The organism is Nitrobacter sp. TKz-YC01 (genome assembly GCF_047824785.1).
In the GTDB taxonomy this organism is placed as follows: Bacteria; Pseudomonadota; Alphaproteobacteria; order Rhizobiales; family Xanthobacteraceae; genus Nitrobacter.
The window spans coordinates 2928702-2948498 of record NZ_CP181167.1; the positions used below are offsets into that span (position 1 = coordinate 2928702).

14 protein-coding genes and 1 tRNA gene are annotated in these 19797 nt (G+C 59.7%); 7 read left to right on the forward strand and 8 right to left on the reverse strand.

The genetic code is table 11. From position 1 onward, the window contains the following. Positions 1-16: 16 nt before the first annotated feature. Together ACMYR2_RS13965 and ACMYR2_RS13970 are read left to right on the forward strand one after the other, a co-directional pair. Entirely contained in the window at positions 17-1576 is a 1560-nt protein-coding gene (locus tag ACMYR2_RS13965) for a GmrSD restriction endonuclease domain-containing protein (RefSeq protein ID WP_416193167.1), read from the forward strand. A gap of 928 nt (positions 1577-2504) precedes the next feature. Then, positions 2505-4556: a carbohydrate porin gene (locus ACMYR2_RS13970; protein ID WP_416193168.1), complete on the forward strand. Its 2052-nt coding sequence runs from the start codon at positions 2505-2507 to the stop codon at positions 4554-4556. 520 nt (positions 4557-5076) lie between these two features. Here ACMYR2_RS13970 and ACMYR2_RS13975 read toward each other — a convergent pair. Beyond that, positions 5077-5250 (reverse strand): phage integrase central domain-containing protein, encoded by a 174-nt coding sequence (locus ACMYR2_RS13975; RefSeq protein WP_416193169.1) that lies wholly within the window; start codon positions 5248-5250, stop codon positions 5077-5079. Between the two features lie 675 nt (positions 5251-5925). Between ACMYR2_RS13975 and ACMYR2_RS13980 the strand changes: the two genes are divergently transcribed. Together ACMYR2_RS13980 and ACMYR2_RS13985 are read left to right on the forward strand one after the other, a co-directional pair. Further along, positions 5926-6684: a hypothetical protein gene (locus ACMYR2_RS13980; protein WP_416193170.1), complete on the forward strand. Its 759-nt coding sequence runs from the start codon at positions 5926-5928 to the stop codon at positions 6682-6684. 250 nt (positions 6685-6934) lie between these two features. After that, the gene (locus ACMYR2_RS13985) at positions 6935-8143 is read left to right on the forward strand and encodes a hypothetical protein (protein ID WP_416193171.1); all 1209 of its coding nucleotides are present in this window, start codon (positions 6935-6937) and stop codon (positions 8141-8143) included. 57 nt (positions 8144-8200) lie between these two features. On the opposite strand, the gene ACMYR2_RS13990 is transcribed toward ACMYR2_RS13985, so the two are convergent. From ACMYR2_RS13990 to ACMYR2_RS14000, 3 genes are all read right to left on the reverse strand, one after another. Further along, positions 8201-8276: transfer RNA gene (locus tag ACMYR2_RS13990), tRNA-Lys, on the reverse strand. A 152-nt stretch (positions 8277-8428) separates the two neighbouring features. Beyond that, entirely contained in the window at positions 8429-9007 is a 579-nt protein-coding gene (locus tag ACMYR2_RS13995; RefSeq protein ID WP_347265204.1) for a Spy/CpxP family protein refolding chaperone, read from the reverse strand. A gap of 241 nt (positions 9008-9248) precedes the next feature. Beyond that, entirely contained in the window at positions 9249-10808 is a 1560-nt protein-coding gene (locus tag ACMYR2_RS14000) for a 2-isopropylmalate synthase (protein WP_416193172.1), read from the reverse strand. A 419-nt stretch (positions 10809-11227) separates the two neighbouring features. On the opposite strand from ACMYR2_RS14000, the gene ACMYR2_RS14005 reads away from it, so the two are divergent. Further along, entirely contained in the window at positions 11228-12019 is a 792-nt protein-coding gene (locus tag ACMYR2_RS14005) for an ATP-binding cassette domain-containing protein (protein ID WP_416193173.1), read from the forward strand. Next, positions 12016-13572 carry an ABC transporter permease/substrate-binding protein gene (locus tag ACMYR2_RS14010; protein WP_347264635.1) on the forward strand — a complete coding sequence of 519 codons (1557 nt, stop codon included), beginning with the start codon at positions 12016-12018 and terminating at the stop codon, positions 13570-13572. The genes ACMYR2_RS14005 and ACMYR2_RS14010 overlap by 4 nt, the downstream gene beginning before the upstream one ends. 165 nt (positions 13573-13737) lie before the next feature. Here the strand turns inward: ACMYR2_RS14010 and ilvC are convergent, their stop codons facing one another. The 4 genes from ilvC to miaA all read right to left on the reverse strand — a co-directional run bounded on the left by ilvC (position 13738) and on the right by miaA (position 18821). Continuing rightward, the gene (gene ilvC, locus ACMYR2_RS14015) at positions 13738-14757 is read right to left on the reverse strand and encodes a ketol-acid reductoisomerase (RefSeq protein ID WP_347264627.1); all 1020 of its coding nucleotides are present in this window, start codon (positions 14755-14757) and stop codon (positions 13738-13740) included. A 214-nt stretch (positions 14758-14971) separates the two neighbouring features. Beyond that, entirely contained in the window at positions 14972-15514 is a 543-nt protein-coding gene (gene ilvN / locus ACMYR2_RS14020) for an acetolactate synthase small subunit (protein ID WP_011315560.1), read from the reverse strand. A 264-nt stretch (positions 15515-15778) separates the two neighbouring features. Further along, complete coding sequence (locus ACMYR2_RS14025; protein ID WP_347264628.1) at positions 15779-17557, reverse strand: acetolactate synthase 3 large subunit; 1779 nt, start codon at positions 17555-17557, stop codon at positions 15779-15781. A 319-nt stretch (positions 17558-17876) separates the two neighbouring features. Then, positions 17877-18821: a tRNA (adenosine(37)-N6)-dimethylallyltransferase MiaA gene (gene miaA / locus ACMYR2_RS14030; RefSeq protein WP_347264636.1), complete on the reverse strand. Its 945-nt coding sequence runs from the start codon at positions 18819-18821 to the stop codon at positions 17877-17879. Here miaA and serB point away from each other — a divergent pair. Beyond that, entirely contained in the window at positions 18820-19713 is an 894-nt protein-coding gene (gene serB, locus ACMYR2_RS14035; RefSeq protein ID WP_416193174.1) for a phosphoserine phosphatase SerB, read from the forward strand. The genes miaA and serB overlap by 2 nt on opposite strands. Positions 19714-19797: the final 84 nt, after the last annotated feature.

Here is a 19797-nt window from a genome sequence, read left to right on the forward strand (position 1 = left end):
AATAGGCGAGCACGAAATGGCGCAGCGCGTAAACCTTGATGCGATGATACGGCGGGAAGACTTCGGAGTGAAGGGTCAGGAATACACTCTTGATCTTTTCAAAGATTTTCCAATTTCGAATCTCGAACAGGGGCAGCCGATTTTCCGGCTTCTCCGAAAGCCGGATTTTCAGAGGGAGACAAATCACTGGAGCCCGGAGCAGATTGCCACGTTTATCGAAAGTTTCGTGGATAATGAAGTTATTCCCGGTCTCATTCTCTGGAAAGCACCGGATCTAATCTTTGTGCTGGATGGAGGTCATAGGCTGAGCGCACTTCGCGCCTGGATGGAGGATGATTACGGTGATGGGCCTATTACGGCCGCATTTTATCGGGGTGGAATTTCGAACGACCAGAAGAAAGCAGCGAAAAGGGCCCGCTCTCTAATAGAAAAAAGAGTCGGAAGGTATCAGACCCTCAGGCAAGTTGTCGGGCACCCAGATAGCGCGAATTCAAAAACTGCTCAGCGGGCGACGCGCGCCTTTACGCGCTCGCTTTCCCTACAATGGGTGCAGGGCCCCGCGCCGGTCGCAGAATCATCTTTCTATAAAATCAATTCGCAAGGTACACCCTTGGACGCGACTGAAACTACGCTAAATAAAAACAGACGCAAACCCATTGCCATCAGCGCGCGAGCAATTCTCAGAGCTGGCACGGGGAACAAGTACTGGGCGGTTTTCCCGGCGAATCGGCAAGCAGAACTTGAGGAGCGGGCCAGTGAGTTTTTTAGACTGCTGTTTGAGCCGGAAGCAGACGCTCCCGTTAAGACGTTAGACCTGCCTCTTGGGGGCGCGGTCTCTCCAGTAGATGCACTTTCGGTACTGATTGAGTTTCTAACTATAGCTGGTTCACCTAATCCCGCATCGCCCATGACAATCGCAGATTATTCGGATGATGAAACGGGAGAGGAAACTCTATCAGTGCTAGGCCGCGCGCTTGATGTGCTCAATCGCGTCAGCGGAAATTCTCCCGGCAGTTTGGGCCTGCATCCCGCCGTGTACTTCTATAATGAGCGAGGTAAACATAATCGCTATTTATTTCTCGGCATCACTCAGCTAATCGCTGAGCGCGTCAGAAATAATGACGGTGGATTTTTTAGGAAGTTTTCTTCTGTTCGCGAGAAACTCGAAAAATTTCTAATGGATAACAAATCTTGGTTGAGCCTGCTTCTAACCAATATGAGCAGGACACAGCGAATTTCTAAAACGCGCGACTTATTCGTATATCTAGTCACCACGTTCAATAACGGTGGCTCTGTTACCCCGGAGCCGGCTATTACGTCTCTCGGCTTGAAGGGTCGATTTTTCAATATTGAAGATACGCAATATCGCACCAAGTTTTCTGACGATGCTAAATCTATGGCATTTTTGGAAGCTGCGACAAAGTCCGGTTTAAAATGCCCAATCTGTCGCGGGATGCTCGATCCAAGAAAATCGGTATCTTATGATCATAAACAGCGCATTCGCGAAGGTGGCACCGGCGAAGCCGGTAACGCGCAATTAGCCCACCCATACTGCAATACAGCTGTGAGAAATTAAATGGCAGCACAAGCAAAAAAGATCAACAATTAAGTATCGAAGATGTCGCGCTTCGGCGACAAGGGAGTCCGCTCAATGTAACTGATTTTGTTGGAGTTTCGTTGTCTCTTTCGATCGCACCCCCCGTTTGTACCTACGCCTCTAGCTTCAGCCCAGGTATATCCGCGAGTTGATGCCTCAATGCTAACGGGGCCGACACAGAAAGAACTTCGGCGGGAGGGTATGATCCGGACCATCCCTGGGGAAACCGCTCGGTCGCGCGTTCCTGTTATCTTTGGAGGCCGACGCCGGTTCGCTTGAAACGACGCATTTTAGAATGGGCGCCAACCCCTAGTCTTTTGCCCTCAGCTCTTGGTCCGCCAAAAAAATTTGCCGTGAGGTCGTGTCACCAAAAGCGAGATCGTTTTCGATCCGCGCACGAAAGCCCCGCGAGTCTCGAAATTTGACGCAGCTTCGTCAACATTGAAGGGCGGTGGTGGATTATTCTCGGAGCTGGTGAGACGAAGAACAAGCGATCCACGCCCGCCATTCACCGCCGAGATCCGCGCGTCATCGAGGAACACTACAATCGCGCATCAAGCCTGAGCGCAGCCAAGAAATTTGCCCGAATTATCAGGCGACCGTTACTTTGGGATGTTCACTGACGGAAGCTTTGTGTCTTCCCGACACCGCAGGTTCTGAGCGGCGCTTCCAGCGCATTTATCGTCACCCAAATCTCGCCGGCAGTTCTCGTCTCCTCACTCACCGCCTTCCATCCTAAGGATAATAATTGCAACTGCGAATTAGTTGCAATACATAGTTCCAGATGGTTCACTCTGTTCCTTATCCCAGAGGAACCGACGGCACAGGCGGATATCTGAACGGGTCTGCGGACGGCATCACCTGCAATCCGCGGCATTTTCCTAACGCGTTCCTTCGAATAGGCGAAATGACGAGTGCGGCGTATTACCCGTTTTTTAACAGGCGGTCCGATAACAACCCAAACATCCGACTGCGACGCAGGACGGCCATCTTGCTAGGCGGCGTGGCGCTGGGTACGCTGTCGCTGGCCGGCTCGGCCGCCGGCGCGGATCCCAACGCCTCCATCACCGCCAAAGACTTGCCCCCTCGGGTCATCGAGTGGACCGGTCTCTATTTTGGCGCCCACGCCGGGTTCGGCGGCGGCCGATCGGCCGCGGCAATCTCGGACCCCGCACTGGCCATCGGCCGCAACGATTTCGGCGGGCTGATCGGCGGCGCTCAGGGCGGCTACAACCTCCGGCTTCCCTCAGGGCTGCTGCTCGGCGCCGAAGCCGACATCTCGTTTCCGAGCTACATCGGATCCAATTCGGTCGTCTCGAAGCTCGCGACAGCGCGCTCCGACGTTATGCAACAGTGGGACTTCATCGGATCGGCGCGCGGCCGGATCGGCTACGCCACGGGTCCGTGGCTTGCCTATGCCACTGGGGGCTTTGCCTTCGCCCGTGAGCGTTACCTCAACGATCTGCCGTCGAGCGATCGGGAGAAGGCACTGGACACCCGCTTCGGCTGGGTCGCCGGCTTGGGGCTTGAATACGCTTTCGCGCCGCATTGGAGCGCACGGATCGAATATCTCTACTACCGATTCGACGAAACAAGCGTTCAGTTTCCATCGGCCGCGCATTACGCCGCAACCATGGACTTTCAGTCGGTTCGCATCGGCCTCAACCGCAGGCTCTCATTAAACCCGGCCAGCGCCAACCTTCCGGCGGTCTCGCTCACCGATCCGGAATCCGACCGCTGGGAAGTTCACGGCCAGACCACTTACCTAGGCCAAGGTTATCCATCGTTCCCCGCGCCCTATAGCGGCGCCAACAGCCTAACGCCTGACACCCAATATAAGGCGACCTGGAGCAACAGCCTATTTCTGAACGCGCGGCTCTGGGACGGCGGCGAGGTCTATTATAATCCCGAGTTGCTTCAGGGTTTTGGTTTCAACGACACCGTCGGCGTAGCGGGTTTTACAAACGGCGAGGCGCAAAGGTCCAACTTTCCTTATCCGCACTACAACACCTCTCGGCTGTTCGTACGCCAGACATTCGGCCTAGGCGGCGAGCAGGAAGAATTGGAGGGCGGACTGGCACAGATTGCCGGCAAGGCCGATATCTCGCGGCTGACGCTGCAAGCTGGCAAGTTCGCCGTTCTCGACGTGTTCGACGGCAACGACTTCGCCAAGGACACCCGCAAGGACTTCATAAACTGGGCGCTGTGGGCGCCGGGCGCCTTCGACTACTCCGCAGACAAGGTTGGCCTCAGCTACGGCGTCACGGCCGAACTCAATCAGAAACAATGGGCGCTGCGCAGCGGCTATTTTCTGATAGTTTCTGAATCGAATTCCAATAGCTTCGATGCCCACTTGTTTGAGCGCGGCGAGTACCTGCTGGAACTGGAGACGCGCTATTCGCTGCTGGGCCAGCCGGGCAAGCTCCGCGCCATCGGCTGGCTCAACAGTGCTTATATGGGCAGCTATCGTGACACGCTGAACAACCCCGCTCTCAATCTCGACATCGCACTGACCCGCGCCGGGCGCATCAAGTACGGGTACGTCTTCAGCGTCGAGCAGGTCGTCACTGACGACGTCGGGCTATTCGGACGCTGGAGCTGGAATGACGGCAGGACTGAAATCATGTCGTTCACCGATATCGATGCCAGCCTCGCGTTCGGGACGTCGATCAAAGGAATTCGCTGGGGCCGGCCGGACGATGTGATCGGCATCGGCAGTGCGATCAACGCTCTGTCACGGGATCATCGCGACTTCATCGCAGCCGGCGGCCTTGGCATTCTCATCGGCGACGGCCAGCTCAATTACAGCCGCGAGCGCGTATTGGAAACGTACTATGCCTTTGCGCTGAACAAATGGTTCACGCTGACCGCGGACTATCAGCTTGTTACGAACCCCGCCTACAACGCCGACCGCGGCCCCGTGCATGTATTCTCCGGGCGGCTGCACGGCGAGTTCTAAAAGGTCTAACGTCGTGCGTCTACCGTGTTTCTGAGGCGAAAGAAGCCTCGGTGTAAAACGCTCGTGTAGCGCCGCGTCGTATTCTCCGGAGAGACGGCTAAGCGACTATGAAGCCGCGCTGCTGATAGCGGCGAAATTCGGCAAGCTGAGCTATGTAAAGAAATTGCCTCTCAACAAACTACCGACGAGATATGAAGCCGCGACCCAGAATGCGCTTCGAACCGGGAAATTCAAAGGTAGGGCCACCGGATACGCCGGTGCTCGCCGGTCGCGCCGGATTCCTCGATCCTGATCTTGCTATTGGTCAGCGCGTTCATCAAATAAAAGGATGGCGGCGCTGGCTCTGCGTAACCTGCCAGCTGTCCTTGCTCTGACCATTCGCATATCTACCTCAGCAGAGACGTACAGAGCCAGTTCGATTCGTTACCACGTAACTCTGTTGAGCCTGGCCGTAGCGATCGACTGTGCCTGATGGCGATAAAACCTAGGGATGTGGGCCCGAGCCGGACTAAATTCGCTTCTATACCCCACACCCTTCATCACCAGTCCGACATCGACAAGCTGAATCGGAAGCTCCGAAAACCGGCGAGCAATAGGTGCCGAGGGTGTTTATCCATTGACTGGCATGCTTTATGTTGCGCCAGCCCGCTCGGTGAGCCGAAATATAGGCCATCGCACATTCATCAAACGACATGACTTTTGTTGCGGTCACGCTAGCCCTAGCCCTCGCACCCTCGCGCTCGACGATTGGATCTTTACCTTCACGGCGCAGACGACACCCGGTTCCGCGCCTCGCAAGTGGCACGTCGCTTAGCGGTCCAAGTCCTATCTGGCGCTCACGACCAGCGACCGCATACCGAAAGGCCAAGATCTCCGGAGCGCGCCGTCACAGCCTTCCGTCACCTGGAGATAAAGACCGCCACCATCGCTATGCATTCCCGGTTTCTTGACGGTCCCGATCTTCCGGTTCGACAGACGATTGATGGTACGAGCCACTTCTAGCTCCGCTTCTACCAGATAGGAAGCGCAACAGAAACGCCTGCAACTAGGGGATAACTTCAACGAAACCGAACGTTGGCGAAAGGGTTTTTGGCGGAGAGGTAATCCGCCGAACGGCAAACACCCCATCTGCAAGAACGAAATTGTCCGCGCCTTGGAAAATCCAGATCGGGATCGCTGGCAATCGAGGCGATCCGCCGCCTGTTGAACAAGCCACCATTTCGGGCTGGGTGGCTGGGGGTCTTTTGGACCTCGAACGGGGTTTCGGGAATAGAGTTTCAATCTACAGCCTTACGGCAATCGGCGCAGCTCCATTTGATTTTTACTCAAATGAGTTGACAGGCATTCATTTGAGTTTTATTCAGATGGAATGGTTACTCCAGCGAACATCATCAACGTCGTCTCCGATCAATTCGGCGTTCATCGGGCTACTGTCTCGATGCATGATCGGATGCTTGTTACCAGCGGCCATCGAAAAATTACCGGTCGAGGCAATGCAGCGCGAGGCTCGCCCGATAGTGCAGCGGCGCTGCTTCTCGCGGTAGCAGCAACTCCACTTTCTGGGGCGGCTATCAAAGAAACTGCAATTCACTATGAAAGGTATGCTCGCCTTCTCGCCACATGTCATGGGGGCGGCTGGGATAGTTGGCAAGTCAAACATCTCGATCAGTTAGCACCCGGCCATTCACTGCATGAAGCAATTGCAGCGGTCATTGTTGCACTGGGAGCGGGTATTGCTCAAGCTTGTGATCTGTTTGAAGAGGCAGTGCCAGATACCGACGATATCTTAACTGATCTGGCTATCGACGTCGAGCTGGACGCACCAACGCCAAGCGCAGCGATATTTATTCGGGCAGAACAATGGCGATACCATCTCATGGGGGAGTTACCCGCTGGGGGTGATCTCACAATCGAACAAAGAGCCATCTTCCAAGACGAACGCGTCGCCCAATTCGAAAGCCGGGTCGAATATCGCCAAACCTTCGAGGATACAACAGAGTATCTTGATACACTTCCACTGCACCCCATAGTGGGGCGACGTTCCCCTGACCTCAAGCAGAAACGAGTATTCACCATTGCAACGCTGGCACATGTAGCCGCGCTGTTTTCCGATCGCGTTAAGCTATGAAACGAGCAGTGTATTTTCCGGAAGGTGCTTGGCCGATGGAAATGTCATCGGAAACAGCCGCAGCGTATTGCGATGAGCCATCTGTTGATTCATTCCTCGATAAAGTCCGGAAGGGCATTTACTGCGCACCGGCTCGTGCACCCCATTGCAGAGACAAGTGGCATAAACTCAAACTCAATCGCGACATTGCGCGCCGTCATAATCTGCAGTGGGAGCCAGCAGTGAAAGAAGACGCCGCGGATTTGATCAGATGAAGAGGCGCAAACCTGTCGGATGGCCGAAGTTGATGAGAGCAAAGCGCCTACGGCATGGAGCAGAAGCCTACTATTGGGACATTCCAAGCTGGGCAAAGAAAGGCGGATGCCTTCTGAAGGCAGAAGCACTAGGCGGTGACTATGCCATGGCCAAGCTGCGTTGCGATACGATACTAAATCCGCAATTCGATGGCTGGCGAAGGCGGTTCAACGTCGGAGCATCATTCCCTAATGTTCAGGCGGGAAGTTTCGACTGGATGATCGCGACCTACAAAAGGACGCCGCAGTACGAAGAGAAATCGGCGAAGTATAAAAAAGATATCGACTGGTTGCTCGGCCTCGTCTCGAAACACCCCTTAAAGGATGGAAGGCGTGTTGGCGCACTCGAACTGCAGAGCATTACACCCGGAGCTGCAGATTTACTCTATTCAAAACTCAAGATCAAAAACGACGGCAGTGAGCGCAACCGCACCGCCATGGGCGCTATGATTGCTGCTAAGAGAGCTTGGTCAGTAGCCTATCGGTGCCAGCCGAAAGTTGTTCCTGCCGAAAATCCTTTCTCGCGAATGGAGATTTCATATTCTCCGACTCGCACTCGTCCCGTCACCCACGAGGAGCTTACTAAGTTTGTTGATGCAGCAGACGGACTCGGCATGGCGTCCATCGGTACAGCGGCTTTAATCGCCTATCACTGGCTTCAACGCCAAGTGGACATACTCTCCCGACTCAGCTGGAGCCATTATAAGCCATCTGACTCCCCCAACTGCGTGCGGATTTTTCATCACAAGACGAAGGTTTTGTACGACCTTCCACTTTTTGACATCGACAACACGCCGTTGTTCCCTGAGTTGATGGATAGATTAGACAACGCTCCTCGCTTAGGGACTTTGATTGTAACGCGAGAGAATTTGGATCGAACCCGAAAGATTCATCTGCCTTGGCAAGAGGACTACTTTCGGCACTGCATCGCAAAAGTTCGAGAGCTGGCCGGCATCGACAAGAGCGTCAAGTTCATGGGCATCCGGCATGGCGGTAACGTCGAGGGCGCAAATGCCGGACTAACGGAATCGCAACTACGATCGCTGAGCGGACATAAGAACACAAGCACCATGATCAGGTATGCGCAAGAGACGCCCGATCAGCAAAGAGAGGGAGCTCGTAAACGTCGAAACCTGCGAACAAAAACGGGGAATTTGTCGGAATAGCAGAGTCAACGGCTGTCGGAACGGCAACCCTGATTTCTCCTAAGTGCCTGAAAGACTTGGTGGGCGATGTAGGGCTCGAACCTACGACCCGCTGATTAAGAGTCAGCTGCTCTACCAACTGAGCTAATCGCCCGGAACTGTCCAGATTCCCTCGCGGGAGCGGGTCGTTTAGCAAAGTGGACCGGCGATGTCCAGCAAGGCCGCCGCGCTTTCTTCTGGCTCTTCAAGAAAACAAGAAGCCGCCGATTCCCGGCGGCTTCTTCATGGCTACCTTATGCCGGCTGATCAGAGACGACCGGAATCCTCGTCGCTGTCCTTGCTGTGATCAAGCCGATCACCGCCCCGGTCGAAGCGATGATGATGACGCCAGCCACCCATTCCGAAACCGTGATTCATGCGGGTCAGAACCATCAGGCGGCGCTTCTGGCCATCGTCCAGGGTCTTGTAAAGCGGATCGGCAGCATCAGCGATTTTCTTCAAAGCCGCGGCCGTCTGGGCCATGCGATCGGCTTGCTCGCGAAGCCGCGCCACCTGATCAACGGCCGCCTGCTGCTTCTGTGCATCATCCTTCTTGCTTTCCTTCTTCTCCTTCTTGGCCTGCATCATAGCATTGGCGCGGTCGATTCGGAGCTTGGCGAAATCGCGGATGGCCTGTTCCACCGGAGGCCACAGCTTCTCCTGATCCGGCGTCAGTGCAAGACCGGCATGAACCGCCGCGATCCGCGCATCCGCGATAGCCGCCCGATCCTGCGCACTGAGCTGCACGCGTTGATGGGACCACGGGTGATGCTGATGGGCATATACTGCCGTCGAACTGGCGATAGCCAGCGCTGCGACACCTGCGAGAATGGCCTTCTTCTTCATTGGAACTCTCCTTTGCAAGGTCCAATCAAGATGGAGGTGCGCGGCGTGCCAGGCAAATTACATCTTCGCAAGGTGCCTTCTCTCACGAAGATGTAATCTCGTGTCGTCAAACAAGCGCCGCCGTTCCGATTCATCTTGCGATGCGTCGGAGTAGCATGTCGCATTCGGCGCGTAGATGCGTCGCAATGACAAAACGGCGCGCCTCACCCGTTCTGCATAAGCAAGCATAAGCAACGAAGACTCAGCTCGCGGCGGCGGCGGGCACGTCGCGCTGATGCTTCATCACGATCTTGTTCAGCGCGCCGAGATACGCCTTGGCGGAGGCAACCAGCGTATCTGGATCGGCAGCCTTTGACGTCATCGCACGCCCGTCCTGGCTGAGACGCACCGATACTTCGGCCTGCGCGTCGGTGCCCTGGGTCACCGCATGAACCTGATAGAGCTCCAGCTTGGCCTCGTGCGGCACCAGTCTTTTGATGCAGTTGAATACTGCGTCGACCGGACCGTTGCCCTCGGCCTCCTCGATCCGGGTCTGGCCATTGACCGTGAGCTTCATCGTCGCGCGCTGCGGACCATGGGTACCCGCGATCACCGTCAGCGATGACAGCTTGATGCGATCGTGCGTCGCAGCCATTTCCTCGTCCACCAGCGCGATGATGTCCTCGTCGTAGATGTCCTTCTTGCGGTCGGCCAGCGACTTGAACCGCACGAACGCATCCTGCAACTGGTTCTCGGCCAGCTTGTAGCCCAGTTCCTCCAGCTTGTGCTGGAAGGCATGGCGGCCGGAGTGCTTGCCCATCACCAGCGATGTCTGCTTCACGCCGACGCTCTCCGGCGTCATGATCTCGTAAGTCTGCGCGTTCTTCAACATGCCGTCCTGATGAATGCCGCTCTCGTGCGCGAACGCGTTCCGGCCGACGATCGCCTTGTTGTACTGCACCGGAAAGGAGGTGGCCGCCGAAACCATCTTGGAGGCGCGGGTCAGCATCGTGCTCTCGACGTTGCACCAGTACGGCATGACATCGGCGCGGGTCTTGATCGCCATCACGACTTCTTCCAGCGCGGCGTTGCCCGCCCGCTCCCCGATGCCGTTGATGGTGGACTCAACCTGACGCGCGCCACCCTCGACGCCCGCCAGCGAGTTGGCGACGGCGAGACCCAGATCGTCATGGCAGTGCACCGAGAAGATCGCTTTATCCGCGTTCGGCACCCGCTCGCGAATGGTGATGAACATCCGCCGGTATTCGTCCGGCACCGCATAGCCGACGGTGTCCGGCAGGTTGATGGTGGTGGCGCCCGCCGCGATCGCGGCCTCCACGCATTTGCACAGATAATCAATCGGAGTGCGGGTCGCGTCCATCGCCGACCATTCGACATCCTCGACCAGGTTGCGAGCCTGCTTCACCGTGGCGGTGATGATCTCCAGCACCTCCGCCTCGCTCTTGCGCATCTGATGCGCCAGATGGATCGGCGACGTGGAAACGAAGGTATGGATGCGGCCCCGACGCGCGTGTCGCACGGCTTCGCCGGCGCGGGCGATATCGCCGGGAATGGCGCGCGCCAGACCTGCGACGACCGCGTTCCTGGCGTTTCTGGCGATCTCCGCGACCGCTTCGAAATCACCGACCGAAGCGATCGGGAAGCCGGCTTCGATGATATCGACTCCCATGTCGTCGAGCATCTCGGCGACTTCGATCTTCTCCTCGAAGGTCATGGTGGCGCCGGGGCATTGCTCGCCGTCGCGCAGCGTGGTGTCGAAAATAACGACGCGGTCCTTGTCGGACTTGTTCGCGGGTGTCATGGGAATGATCCTCTGGTCAGTGCGCCATGCGGGGCGCTCGAAGGGCTGGCGTCTCTGCGTTCCCCCTGAGTGCCCAGGCAGCAACTGCCCAGCCGGCGCTCAGGGGCCGATAAGAAGCAGAAGCGCGCCGGCCAGGAGGCCGGGCATGGAGGCAGCCGGAATCGTTCGGGAACCAGCGGCCGACGCCGCCTCCCCGTGAATCCCCGCCATTTCGCCGCACACCAGCATTACCGGACCCTTTGAGAGCCATTTTTCAACGAGAACCCTTGACGGTTCGTTTCGTTGCCGGCCCTTCCGCATGATTTTAGCCGAGAAGGGCCCGCCATCGCAATGCCCAAAATTTGGTCAGCGATCCTGCCGGACCTGGTTCCTTCGGCAGGCTTGGTGCAACGGCGACCGTGTGATACCCCCCGAAAGGCATGAGCGAAACCTCACCGCTGATCGCGTTTTCACATGTCGTCAAAAGCTTTGGCGGCAACCATGTGAGAGCCGTGAACGACATCTCGTTCGATATCGCGGCGGGCGAATTCCTTGCCGTTGTTGGCGGCTCCGGCTCCGGCAAGACCACGCTGCTGCGGCTCGCCAATCGCCTGATCGATCCCGACGCTGGTACGATCACCGTCGCGGGAGAGGATATCGCCGGAATCGACGCGATCGGGCTGCGCCGCCGGATCGGCTATGTGTTCCAGAGCGGCGGCCTGTTTCCTCATATGAGCATCGCGGCCAATATCGGCATCACGCCCCGCCTGCTCGGGACACCGAAATCCGAAATCGCCGCGCGGGTCGACGAACTGCTCGATCTGGTGCAGCTCGACCGCGCGCAGCACCGCGACCGCTTTCCGCATGAACTTTCCGGCGGCCAGCGCCAGCGCGTCGGCGTTGCGCGCGCGCTCGCCGCGAAGCCGCGCATCGTCCTGATGGACGAACCCTTCGGCGCGCTCGACCCGGTGACGCGTGACGCGCTCGGCAACGACTACCGCGCGCTGCATGCCAGGCTCGGCCTCACCACCGTCATGATCACCCATGACATGACCGAAGCGCTGCTGCTCGCGGATCGCGTCGCGGTCATGCACGAAGGTCGCCTGATTGCCCAGGGGACGGCGAAAGAACTGTCCCGTATCGACAACCCTTATGTCGGCGAACTGCTCGGCACGCCGCGCCGCCAGGCCGAGCGGCTTCGGGCCGCGCTCTCGCAGAACATCGCGTCATGAGCCTGCTGTTCGATCCGCGCTGGAGCGAAGCGCTCGCTCGCCTGCCGGACTATCTCGGCAACCACGTCCGCGTCAGCATAACGGCGCTGGCGCTGGGCCTCGTGATCAGCTTCCCGCTGGCGCTGGCCGCCCGCAACCGGCCGATGCTGCGCAGCGTGCTTCTCGGTTTTGCAAGCATCGTGCAGACCATGCCGGGGCTGGCGCTGCTGGCGTTGTTCTATCCGCTTCTCCTGGCGCTGGCGATACTGACATCGCAATGGTTCGGCTTCGGCTTCTCCGCGTTCGGATTCCTGCCTTCGGTGCTGGCGCTGGCGCTCTATTCGATGCTTCCGGTGCTGCGCAACACCATCACCGGCCTTCAGGGGATCGATCACGCATTGACGGAAGCGGCCCGAGGGGTCGGCATGACGGCGCGGCAGTCCCTCGCCATGGTCGAGCTTCCGCTCGCGCTGCCGATGATCATGGCGGGCATCCGCACCGCCGCGGTCTGGGTGATCGGCACCGCGACGCTCTCCACGCCGATCGGCCAGACCAGTCTCGGCAACTACATCTTCGCCGGGCTGCAGACGCAAAACTGGGTGTTCGTGCTGTTCGGCTGCATCGCCGCGGCAGCGCTCGCGCTGGTCGTGGATCAGCTGCTGGCGCTGATCGAATCCGGCCTGCGGATGCGGCGCCGCATCCGCGTGTCACTCGGCCTTGTCGGCATCGTGGTCCTCGCCGCGGCCACGTTGGCGCCCGCTCTGACCCGCGCGAAATCCACCACCATCGTCGGCGCCAAGACCTTCACCGAACAATATGTGCTCGCCGCGCTGATCTCGCACCGGCTGCAAGCCGCGGGTCTTCCGGCGGCGACCCGCGAAGGGCTCGGCTCCAACGTCATTTTCGACGCGCTGGCGAACGACGACATCGATGTCTACGTCGATTACTCCGGCACGCTGTGGGCCAACCAGTTCCATATGACGGACACCAAGCCGCGCCAGGAATTACTCTCCGAGCTTGAGGCGATATTGGCACGGCGGAACATCACGCTGCTTGGCGAACTCGGATTCGAAAATGCCTACGCGTTGCTCATGCCAAAAGCACGGGCCGACGCGCTGGGCATTCATACGATCTCCGATCTTGCCGCCCATGCCGGCAGCATGTCGATCGCCGGCGACTACGAATTCTTCGTCCGGCCTGAATGGACGGCTCTGAAAAAGGCTTACGGATTATCGTTTCGCGAGCGGCGGCAGATACAGTCGGATTTCATGTATGCCGCCGTCGCGTCCGGCGAAGTCGACGTGATCGCGGGCTACACCAGCGACGGCCTGATCGCCAAATACGGCCTGACCGTGCTTGACGATATCAGACACGCGATTCCGCCCTATGATGCGATCGTGCTGCTGTCACCAAGGCGCGCCAACGACGCAAAGCTGCGCGCCGCGCTTCAGCCTCTGCTTGGCAGGATCGACATCGCCGCCATGCGCGAGGCCAACTTCCGCGCCAGCGACAGTGATACGGACGGCTCACCGGCAACCGTGGCGCGGTGGCTGTGGACGCAGATAGGAAACTAGAGCGATTTACATTTTAACGGAACCGCTCCGTCGAACACGGCGAACTCCCTCTCCCGTGGGGAGAGGGTTGGGGTGAGGGCGTGCGACGTCAATATCGTTGCTAGCCCCTCACCCGGCACTCCGTGCCGACCTCTCCCCGGCGGGGAGAGGTGAAGGAAGAAGCCTTCAGTTCTTCGCCTTGTCGACCATGGCGGCCTTCTTGATCCACGGCATCATGTCGCGAAGTCTTGCGCCGACCTCCTCGATCGGATGGGCGGCGAGCCGTGCGCGGGTCGCCTTGAACGAGGTCTGGTTGACCTTGTTCTCCAGCATCCAGTCGCGAGCAAACTTGCCGGACTGAATATCGTCGAGCACGCGCTTCATCTCCTTCTTGGTCTCCGCGGTCACGATGCGCGGGCCGGTGACATACTCGCCGTATTCAGCGGTATTGGAGATCGAGTAGTTCATATTGGCGATGCCGCCTTCGTAGATCAGGTCCACGATCAGCTTCACCTCGTGCAGGCACTCGAAATAGGCCATCTCCGGCGCATAGCCGGCTTCCACCAGCGTCTCGAAGCCGTTCTTGATCAACTCGACCAGACCGCCGCAAAGCACCGCCTGTTCGCCGAACAGATCGGTCTCGCACTCCTCCCTGAAGGTGGTCTCGATGATGCCCGCGCGGCCGCCACCGATCGCCGAGGCGTAGCTGAGACCAAGATCCTGCGCGTTGCCCGAGGAATCCCTGGCGACTGCGATCAGGCAAGGCACGCCGCCGCCGCGCTGATACTCCGCGCGCACGGTATGGCCGGGGCCCTTTGGCGCGATCATCAAGACGTCGAGATCGGCTCGCGGTTCCAGCAGGTTGAAATGCACGTTGAGTCCATGCGCGAAGATGAGCGCCGCGCCCTTCTTCATGTTGTCGTGCAGATGCTCGCGGTAGATGTCGCCCTGCAGCTCGTCAGGCGTCAGCATCATGACAAGGTCGCCCCACTTCGCGGCTTCGGCGACTTCCATCACCTTGAAGCCCGCGCCTTCGGCCTTCTTGGCGGAAGCGGAGCCCTTGCGCAGCGCGATCGCGATCTCCTTGACGCCGGAATCCTTCAGGTTCAGCGCATGGGCATGGCCCTGGCTGCCATAACCGACGATGACCACCTTCTTTCCCTTGATCAGGTTCAGGTCGGCGTCACGATCGTAATAAACACGCATGGCTGTTCCTCTTTTGCGGCCACAATCGGCCAGATCACATTCGCGGATGGCGCGAGCACGCAGCCCGAAAGAGTTGCGCCCGGTTTTTAGGGCCACGGATGCCGGGAGACAAGTCCGCCGCAACGCCCGGGTGATGGCAAGACGTCATCGGTCGTCCGGGAGTTAGGTGAACAGGACGAGGCCGCGAAGGCAGGAGGCATAGGCCAGCATGGGCTTACATCCCTTCCGGCCCGCGCCCGATCGCCGCGACGCCGGTTCGCGACACTTCCACCAGACCGATCGGCCGCATCAGGTCGACGAACTGATTGATCTTCGAGGTGCCGCCCGTGATCTCGAACACGAAACTCTCATTGGTGGCATCCACCACGCGGGCCCGAAACACCTCCGCGAGCCGCATCGCCTCGATACGCTGGTCCCCCGCCCCCTTGACCTTGACCATGGCTAGCTCACGCTCGATGGAGCGCCCGGTGAGCGTCATATCGACGACCTGATAGACGGGAATCATGCGATCGAGCTGGTGCTTGATCTGCTGGATCACCATCGGGGTGCCGGTGGTGACGATGGTGATGCGCGAGACGTGCTTCTTGCTCTCGGTCTCCGACACCGTAAGGCTTTCGATATTGTAGCCGCGACCCGAGAACAGGCCGATCACCCGCGCCAGCACCCCCGGCTCGTTGGCGACCAGCACCGACAGCGTGTGCGTCTCCTTCGGATCGCGGCGCTCTTCGAGGAAATAGGCGGAAGCGGGCTGGTTCATTGGCGGTCCTGCGAATCCATCTCGTCATACCCGGCCTTGCGCCGGCATCCACGTCTTGAACGTTGTTTCGTCTCAAAGGAAGCCGTGGACGGCCGGGACATAGGCTTCTTTAGAGCGGCGGCCGGTCAAATGGAACCAGCGCCGCCGCTCCAGTTAATTGATTGAGCATCGGATTTATCCCGAAACCGGTTCCCACTTTCGGGTCCGATGCTCTAGAACGCCGTTCCTCGAACGGCTATGCCCGGCCATGGCGGCTTCCGGTTCTCACACTAGCGCCTTGCCACCGGCAAAGGCGGCCGTGGTCGCATCGTCATTGGCTTCCGCGGGCAAAAGCATCTCGTTATGCGCCTTGCCGGACGGGATCATCGGAAAACAGTTTTCCAGCGCGGCGACACGACAGTCGAACAGCACCGGCTTCTTCACCGCGATCATTTCGGCGATCGCGGCGTCGAGATCGGAGGGCTTGGTCGCCTGCAGGCCAACGCAGCCGAAAGCATCGGCGAGCTTGACGAAATCGGGTAGCGCCTCGGAATACGAGTGCGACAGCCGATTGCCGTGCAGCAACTGCTGCCATTGCCTCACCATGCCCATGTACTGGTTGTTGAGGATGAATATCTTGATCGGAAGATCGTGCTGAACCGCCGTCGACATCTCCTGCATGGTCATCTGCACCGAGGCGTCGCCCGCGATATCGATCACGAGGCTGTCACGATGGGCGACCTGCACGCCCAGCGCGGCCGGCAAACCGTAGCCCATGGTGCCGAGGCCACCTGAAGTCATCAGGCGGTGCGGCTCCTCGAAACCGAAGAACTGCGCGGCCCACATCTGATGCTGGCCGACTTCGGTGGTGATGTAGGTGTCCCGGCCTCGCGTCGCCTCGAACAGCCGCTGGATCGCGAACTGCGGCAGGATCACATCGTCGTTCTTCTTGTAGGCCAGCGAATTGCGCGCCCGCCAGCGTCCGATCTCGAACCACCACGGATCGATCCTGGGCGTCTTGCCTTCCGCCTTGAACGCCTGCAACAGGTCGGCCATCACGCTGCCGGCGTCGCCGATGATCGGCACGTCGACGCGGATGTTCTTGTTGATCGAGGAAGGGTCGATATCGATGTGAATCTTCTTGGATCCCGGCGAGAACGCATCGGTGCGACCCGTTATGCGATCGTCGAAGCGCGCCCCGATGCACAGCATGACGTCGCAGTCATGCATCGCCATGTTGGCCTCGTAAGTGCCGTGCATGCCGAGCATTCCAAGCCAGTTCTTGCCGGAGGCCGGATAGGCTCCCAGTCCCATCAAAGTCGACGTAACCGGAAAACCGGTGGCTTCGACCAGCGCGCGCAGCGTCTTCGACGCCTCACGGCCCGAATTGATGATGCCGCCGCCGGTATAGATCACCGGCCGCTTGGCGTTCAGCAACAGTGCGACAGCCTTGCGAATCTGCCCCGCATCGCCTTTGATCTGCGGCTTGTATGAGGCATGAACGTCCGATTTGCGCGGCGGCGTGTAGGTGCCGGTCGCGAATTGCAGATCCTTCGGCACGTCGACCACGACCGGCCCGGGACGGCCGGAGGTCGCGACATAGAACGCCTCGTGCAGCACCTTCGGCAGGTCCTTGATATCGCGCACCAGCCAGTTGTGCTTTGTGCAGGGCCTGGTGATGCCGACGGTGTCGCACTCCTGGAACGCATCGTTGCCGATCAGGTGCGTCGGCACCTGGCCGGTGATGCAGACCAGCGGGATCGAATCCATCAGCGCGTCGGCCAGCGGCGTCACCATATTGGTCGCACCCGGCCCCGAGGTCACGAGCGCCACCCCGGGCTTGCCGGTGGAGCGGGCATAGCCTTCCGCTGCGTGGCCCGCGCCTTGCTCATGTCGCACCAGGACATGCTCGATATCGCTCTGCTGAAAAATCTCGTCATAGATCGGGAGCACGGCGCCGCCCGGATAGCCGAAAATGTGCTTGACGCCATGATCGACGAGGGCGCGAACGATCATGGCCGCACCGGTCATCTGATTGGAATCCTGATGTTTGTTTTGGCTCATGGTCGACTCCGGCTTCGCAGTTCTGGCGTAGGCTTGCCACCGTCACGGATAAGAAAAAAGGCCCTCTGAAGGGCCCGGCGCACCGCCCCTGGATTGGAACGGCTCAGCCGCCCCGGGCAGCGCTCCCGGGAACGACGATCACCGGAACAAGACTTTTGGTAACAAAATTACGCATTTCGTCGCCAACTTTCGCAAAGGTTGCGCGGGTTATACGGGGCGGATTTACACCCGTCAACGGTGTTTCGATGCAAAATAATGCTGATTTCAGTGTTTGGGAGTAGGGAAATCCGGACTGCGCCATCGCCTGATCGGCCCGGAGCTATGACGCTTCGGCTTTCTCCAATGCCTGTCTTGCTTCCTCCGGAGCGGCCCAGATGAACTCCGGCAACTGATGACGAAACCAGGTGAATTGCCGTTTGGCGTAATGGCGCGTGTCGGCGCGGCCGATCTCGGCCGCCCGCTCCAGGGATATCTCGCCGCGCAGATGCCGGATCAGCGCCGGTACGCCATGCGCCTTCATCGCCGGCAGAAGCGGATCAAGTTGCCGTTCCGCCAGCGCCGCGACCTCGTCCAGCGCTCCCGCCGACAGCATCGCCCCGAAACGGGCGTCGATCCGCGCGTAGAGCGCATCACGCTCCGGAGCCAGGAACACTGCCTTCACGCGGCGGGGCGGCAGCAAAGGCGGCAAGCCATCGCGATGCCAGTCGGTCAGCGAGCGTCCGGTCGCCTCGACGACTTCAAGCGCGCGGGCGACGCGGGAGCGATCGCGCGGTCTCAGACGTTGCGCCGCCTCAGGATCACACCGGGCAAGAACCGCATGAAGCGCCTCGGCCCCGTCCCGTTCGAGACGCGCGCGGACGTCGTCGCGCACCTGCGGTGGAATCGGTGGCACCGCCGACAGGCCGCGCGTCAGCGCCTTGAAGTAGAGACCGGAGCCGCCGACAAAAATCGGCAGCCGGTTTTCTGCGAGCGCTTCGCTGAGAACAGCGGTCGCATCGGCCACCCACCGTCCGGCGGAGTAGTTCACGCCCGCATCGACGTGGCCGTAAAGCCGGTGCGGCGCGCGCGCCTCCTCATCAAGCGTCGGGCGCGCGGTCAGGACGCGGAGATCGCGATAGACCTGCATGGAGTCGGTATTGATGACGACGCCACCAGTCTGCTCGGCAAGCGATAGCGCCAGCGCGGACTTGCCGCTCGCGGTCGGCCCTGCGATAAGCACGGCGTCCGTCGCCTCCGCCCCCTCATCACGGTTCAACCCGCCCATGTCGCTTGTCGCCACGCTGATCTGCAATCCGGCCAACCCCGCGCTCGATAGCACGGTGCTGGACGGCGCGCGCGCAATTCTGGACAATGCCGGTCCGGCGCACTGGCTGTGGGACGAGGTCGCGGCCGACATTCCCTTCGAAAGCACCGACTCCATACCGGCCATCACACAGCGCCTGCGTGAGGCGCGCGGCGATCTGCCGATCGACGTAGTGGTCCAGCCCCGGATCGGCCGACGCAAGAAGCTGTTTCTGGCCGACATGGATTCCACCATGATCGGTCAGGAGTGCATCGACGAACTCGCCGATTTCGCCGGCCTCAAGGCGCATGTCGCGGCGATCACCGAGCGCGCCATGCGCGGCGAAATGCAATTTGAGGCGGCGCTGCGCGAACGCGTGGCGTTGCTCAAGGGGCTTCCCGTATCCGTGGTCGACGAGGTGCTGGCAGAACGCATCACACCGACGCCGGGCGGACGCGAACTGGTCATGACCATGCGCGCCAACGGCGCCTACACCTGCCTGATCTCCGGCGGCTTCACGCTGTTCACCGAGGCGGTGGCCGCGCTGATCGGCTTTCACGAAAATCGCGGCAACACGCTGCTGGTCGAAAACGGAAAACTGTCAGGCACGGCCGCGGAGCCGATCGTCGGCCGCGAGGCCAAACTCGCGACGCTGATCGAACTGCGAGATGCCTCCGGTCTCGACGCGCTGGATACGCTGGCGGTGGGCGACGGCGCCAACGATCTCGGCATGATCCAGCAGGCGGGCCTGGGCGTCGCCTATCACGCCAAACCCGCGGTTGCCGCAGCGGCCGCCGCCCGTATCGACCATGGCGATCTCACCGCCCTGCTGTATGCGCAGGGGTACAGGCGCGACGAGTTTGTCAGCGCTTAGGTTTGGACCAGATATTGCAAACCGGCCGTCATCACCGCGTTTGTCCCGGTGATCCACGTCTTTCGCCATGGCGGCGACACAAGA

What these genes read in the sequence shown, in the direction of transcription:
- ACMYR2_RS13995 (WP_347265204.1), bottom strand. Translation starts at nt 9,007, where the DNA reads ATGAAGAAGAAGGCCATTCTCGCAGGTGTCGCAGCGCTGGCTATCGCC.
- ACMYR2_RS14025 (WP_347264628.1), bottom strand. Translation starts at nt 17,557, where the DNA reads ATGAGCCAAAACAAACATCAGGATTCCAATCAGATGACCGGTGCGGCC.
- serB (WP_416193174.1), top strand. Translation starts at nt 18,820, where the DNA reads ATGTCGCTTGTCGCCACGCTGATCTGCAATCCGGCCAACCCCGCGCTC.
- ACMYR2_RS13965 (WP_416193167.1), top strand. Translation starts at nt 17, where the DNA reads ATGGCGCAGCGCGTAAACCTTGATGCGATGATACGGCGGGAAGACTTC.
- ACMYR2_RS14005 (WP_416193173.1), top strand. Translation starts at nt 11,228, where the DNA reads ATGAGCGAAACCTCACCGCTGATCGCGTTTTCACATGTCGTCAAAAGC.
- ilvC (WP_347264627.1), bottom strand. Translation starts at nt 14,757, where the DNA reads ATGCGTGTTTATTACGATCGTGACGCCGACCTGAACCTGATCAAGGGA.
- ilvN (WP_011315560.1), bottom strand. Translation starts at nt 15,514, where the DNA reads ATGAACCAGCCCGCTTCCGCCTATTTCCTCGAAGAGCGCCGCGATCCG.
- ACMYR2_RS14000 (WP_416193172.1), bottom strand. Translation starts at nt 10,808, where the DNA reads ATGACACCCGCGAACAAGTCCGACAAGGACCGCGTCGTTATTTTCGAC.
- ACMYR2_RS13980 (WP_416193170.1), top strand. Translation starts at nt 5,926, where the DNA reads ATGGTTACTCCAGCGAACATCATCAACGTCGTCTCCGATCAATTCGGC.
- ACMYR2_RS13985 (WP_416193171.1), top strand. Translation starts at nt 6,935, where the DNA reads ATGAAGAGGCGCAAACCTGTCGGATGGCCGAAGTTGATGAGAGCAAAG.
- ACMYR2_RS14010 (WP_347264635.1), top strand. Translation starts at nt 12,016, where the DNA reads ATGAGCCTGCTGTTCGATCCGCGCTGGAGCGAAGCGCTCGCTCGCCTG.
- miaA (WP_347264636.1), bottom strand. Translation starts at nt 18,821, where the DNA reads ATGGGCGGGTTGAACCGTGATGAGGGGGCGGAGGCGACGGACGCCGTG.
- ACMYR2_RS13970 (WP_416193168.1), top strand. Translation starts at nt 2,505, where the DNA reads ATGACGAGTGCGGCGTATTACCCGTTTTTTAACAGGCGGTCCGATAAC.
- ACMYR2_RS13975 (WP_416193169.1), bottom strand. Translation starts at nt 5,250, where the DNA reads ATGTCGTTTGATGAATGTGCGATGGCCTATATTTCGGCTCACCGAGCG.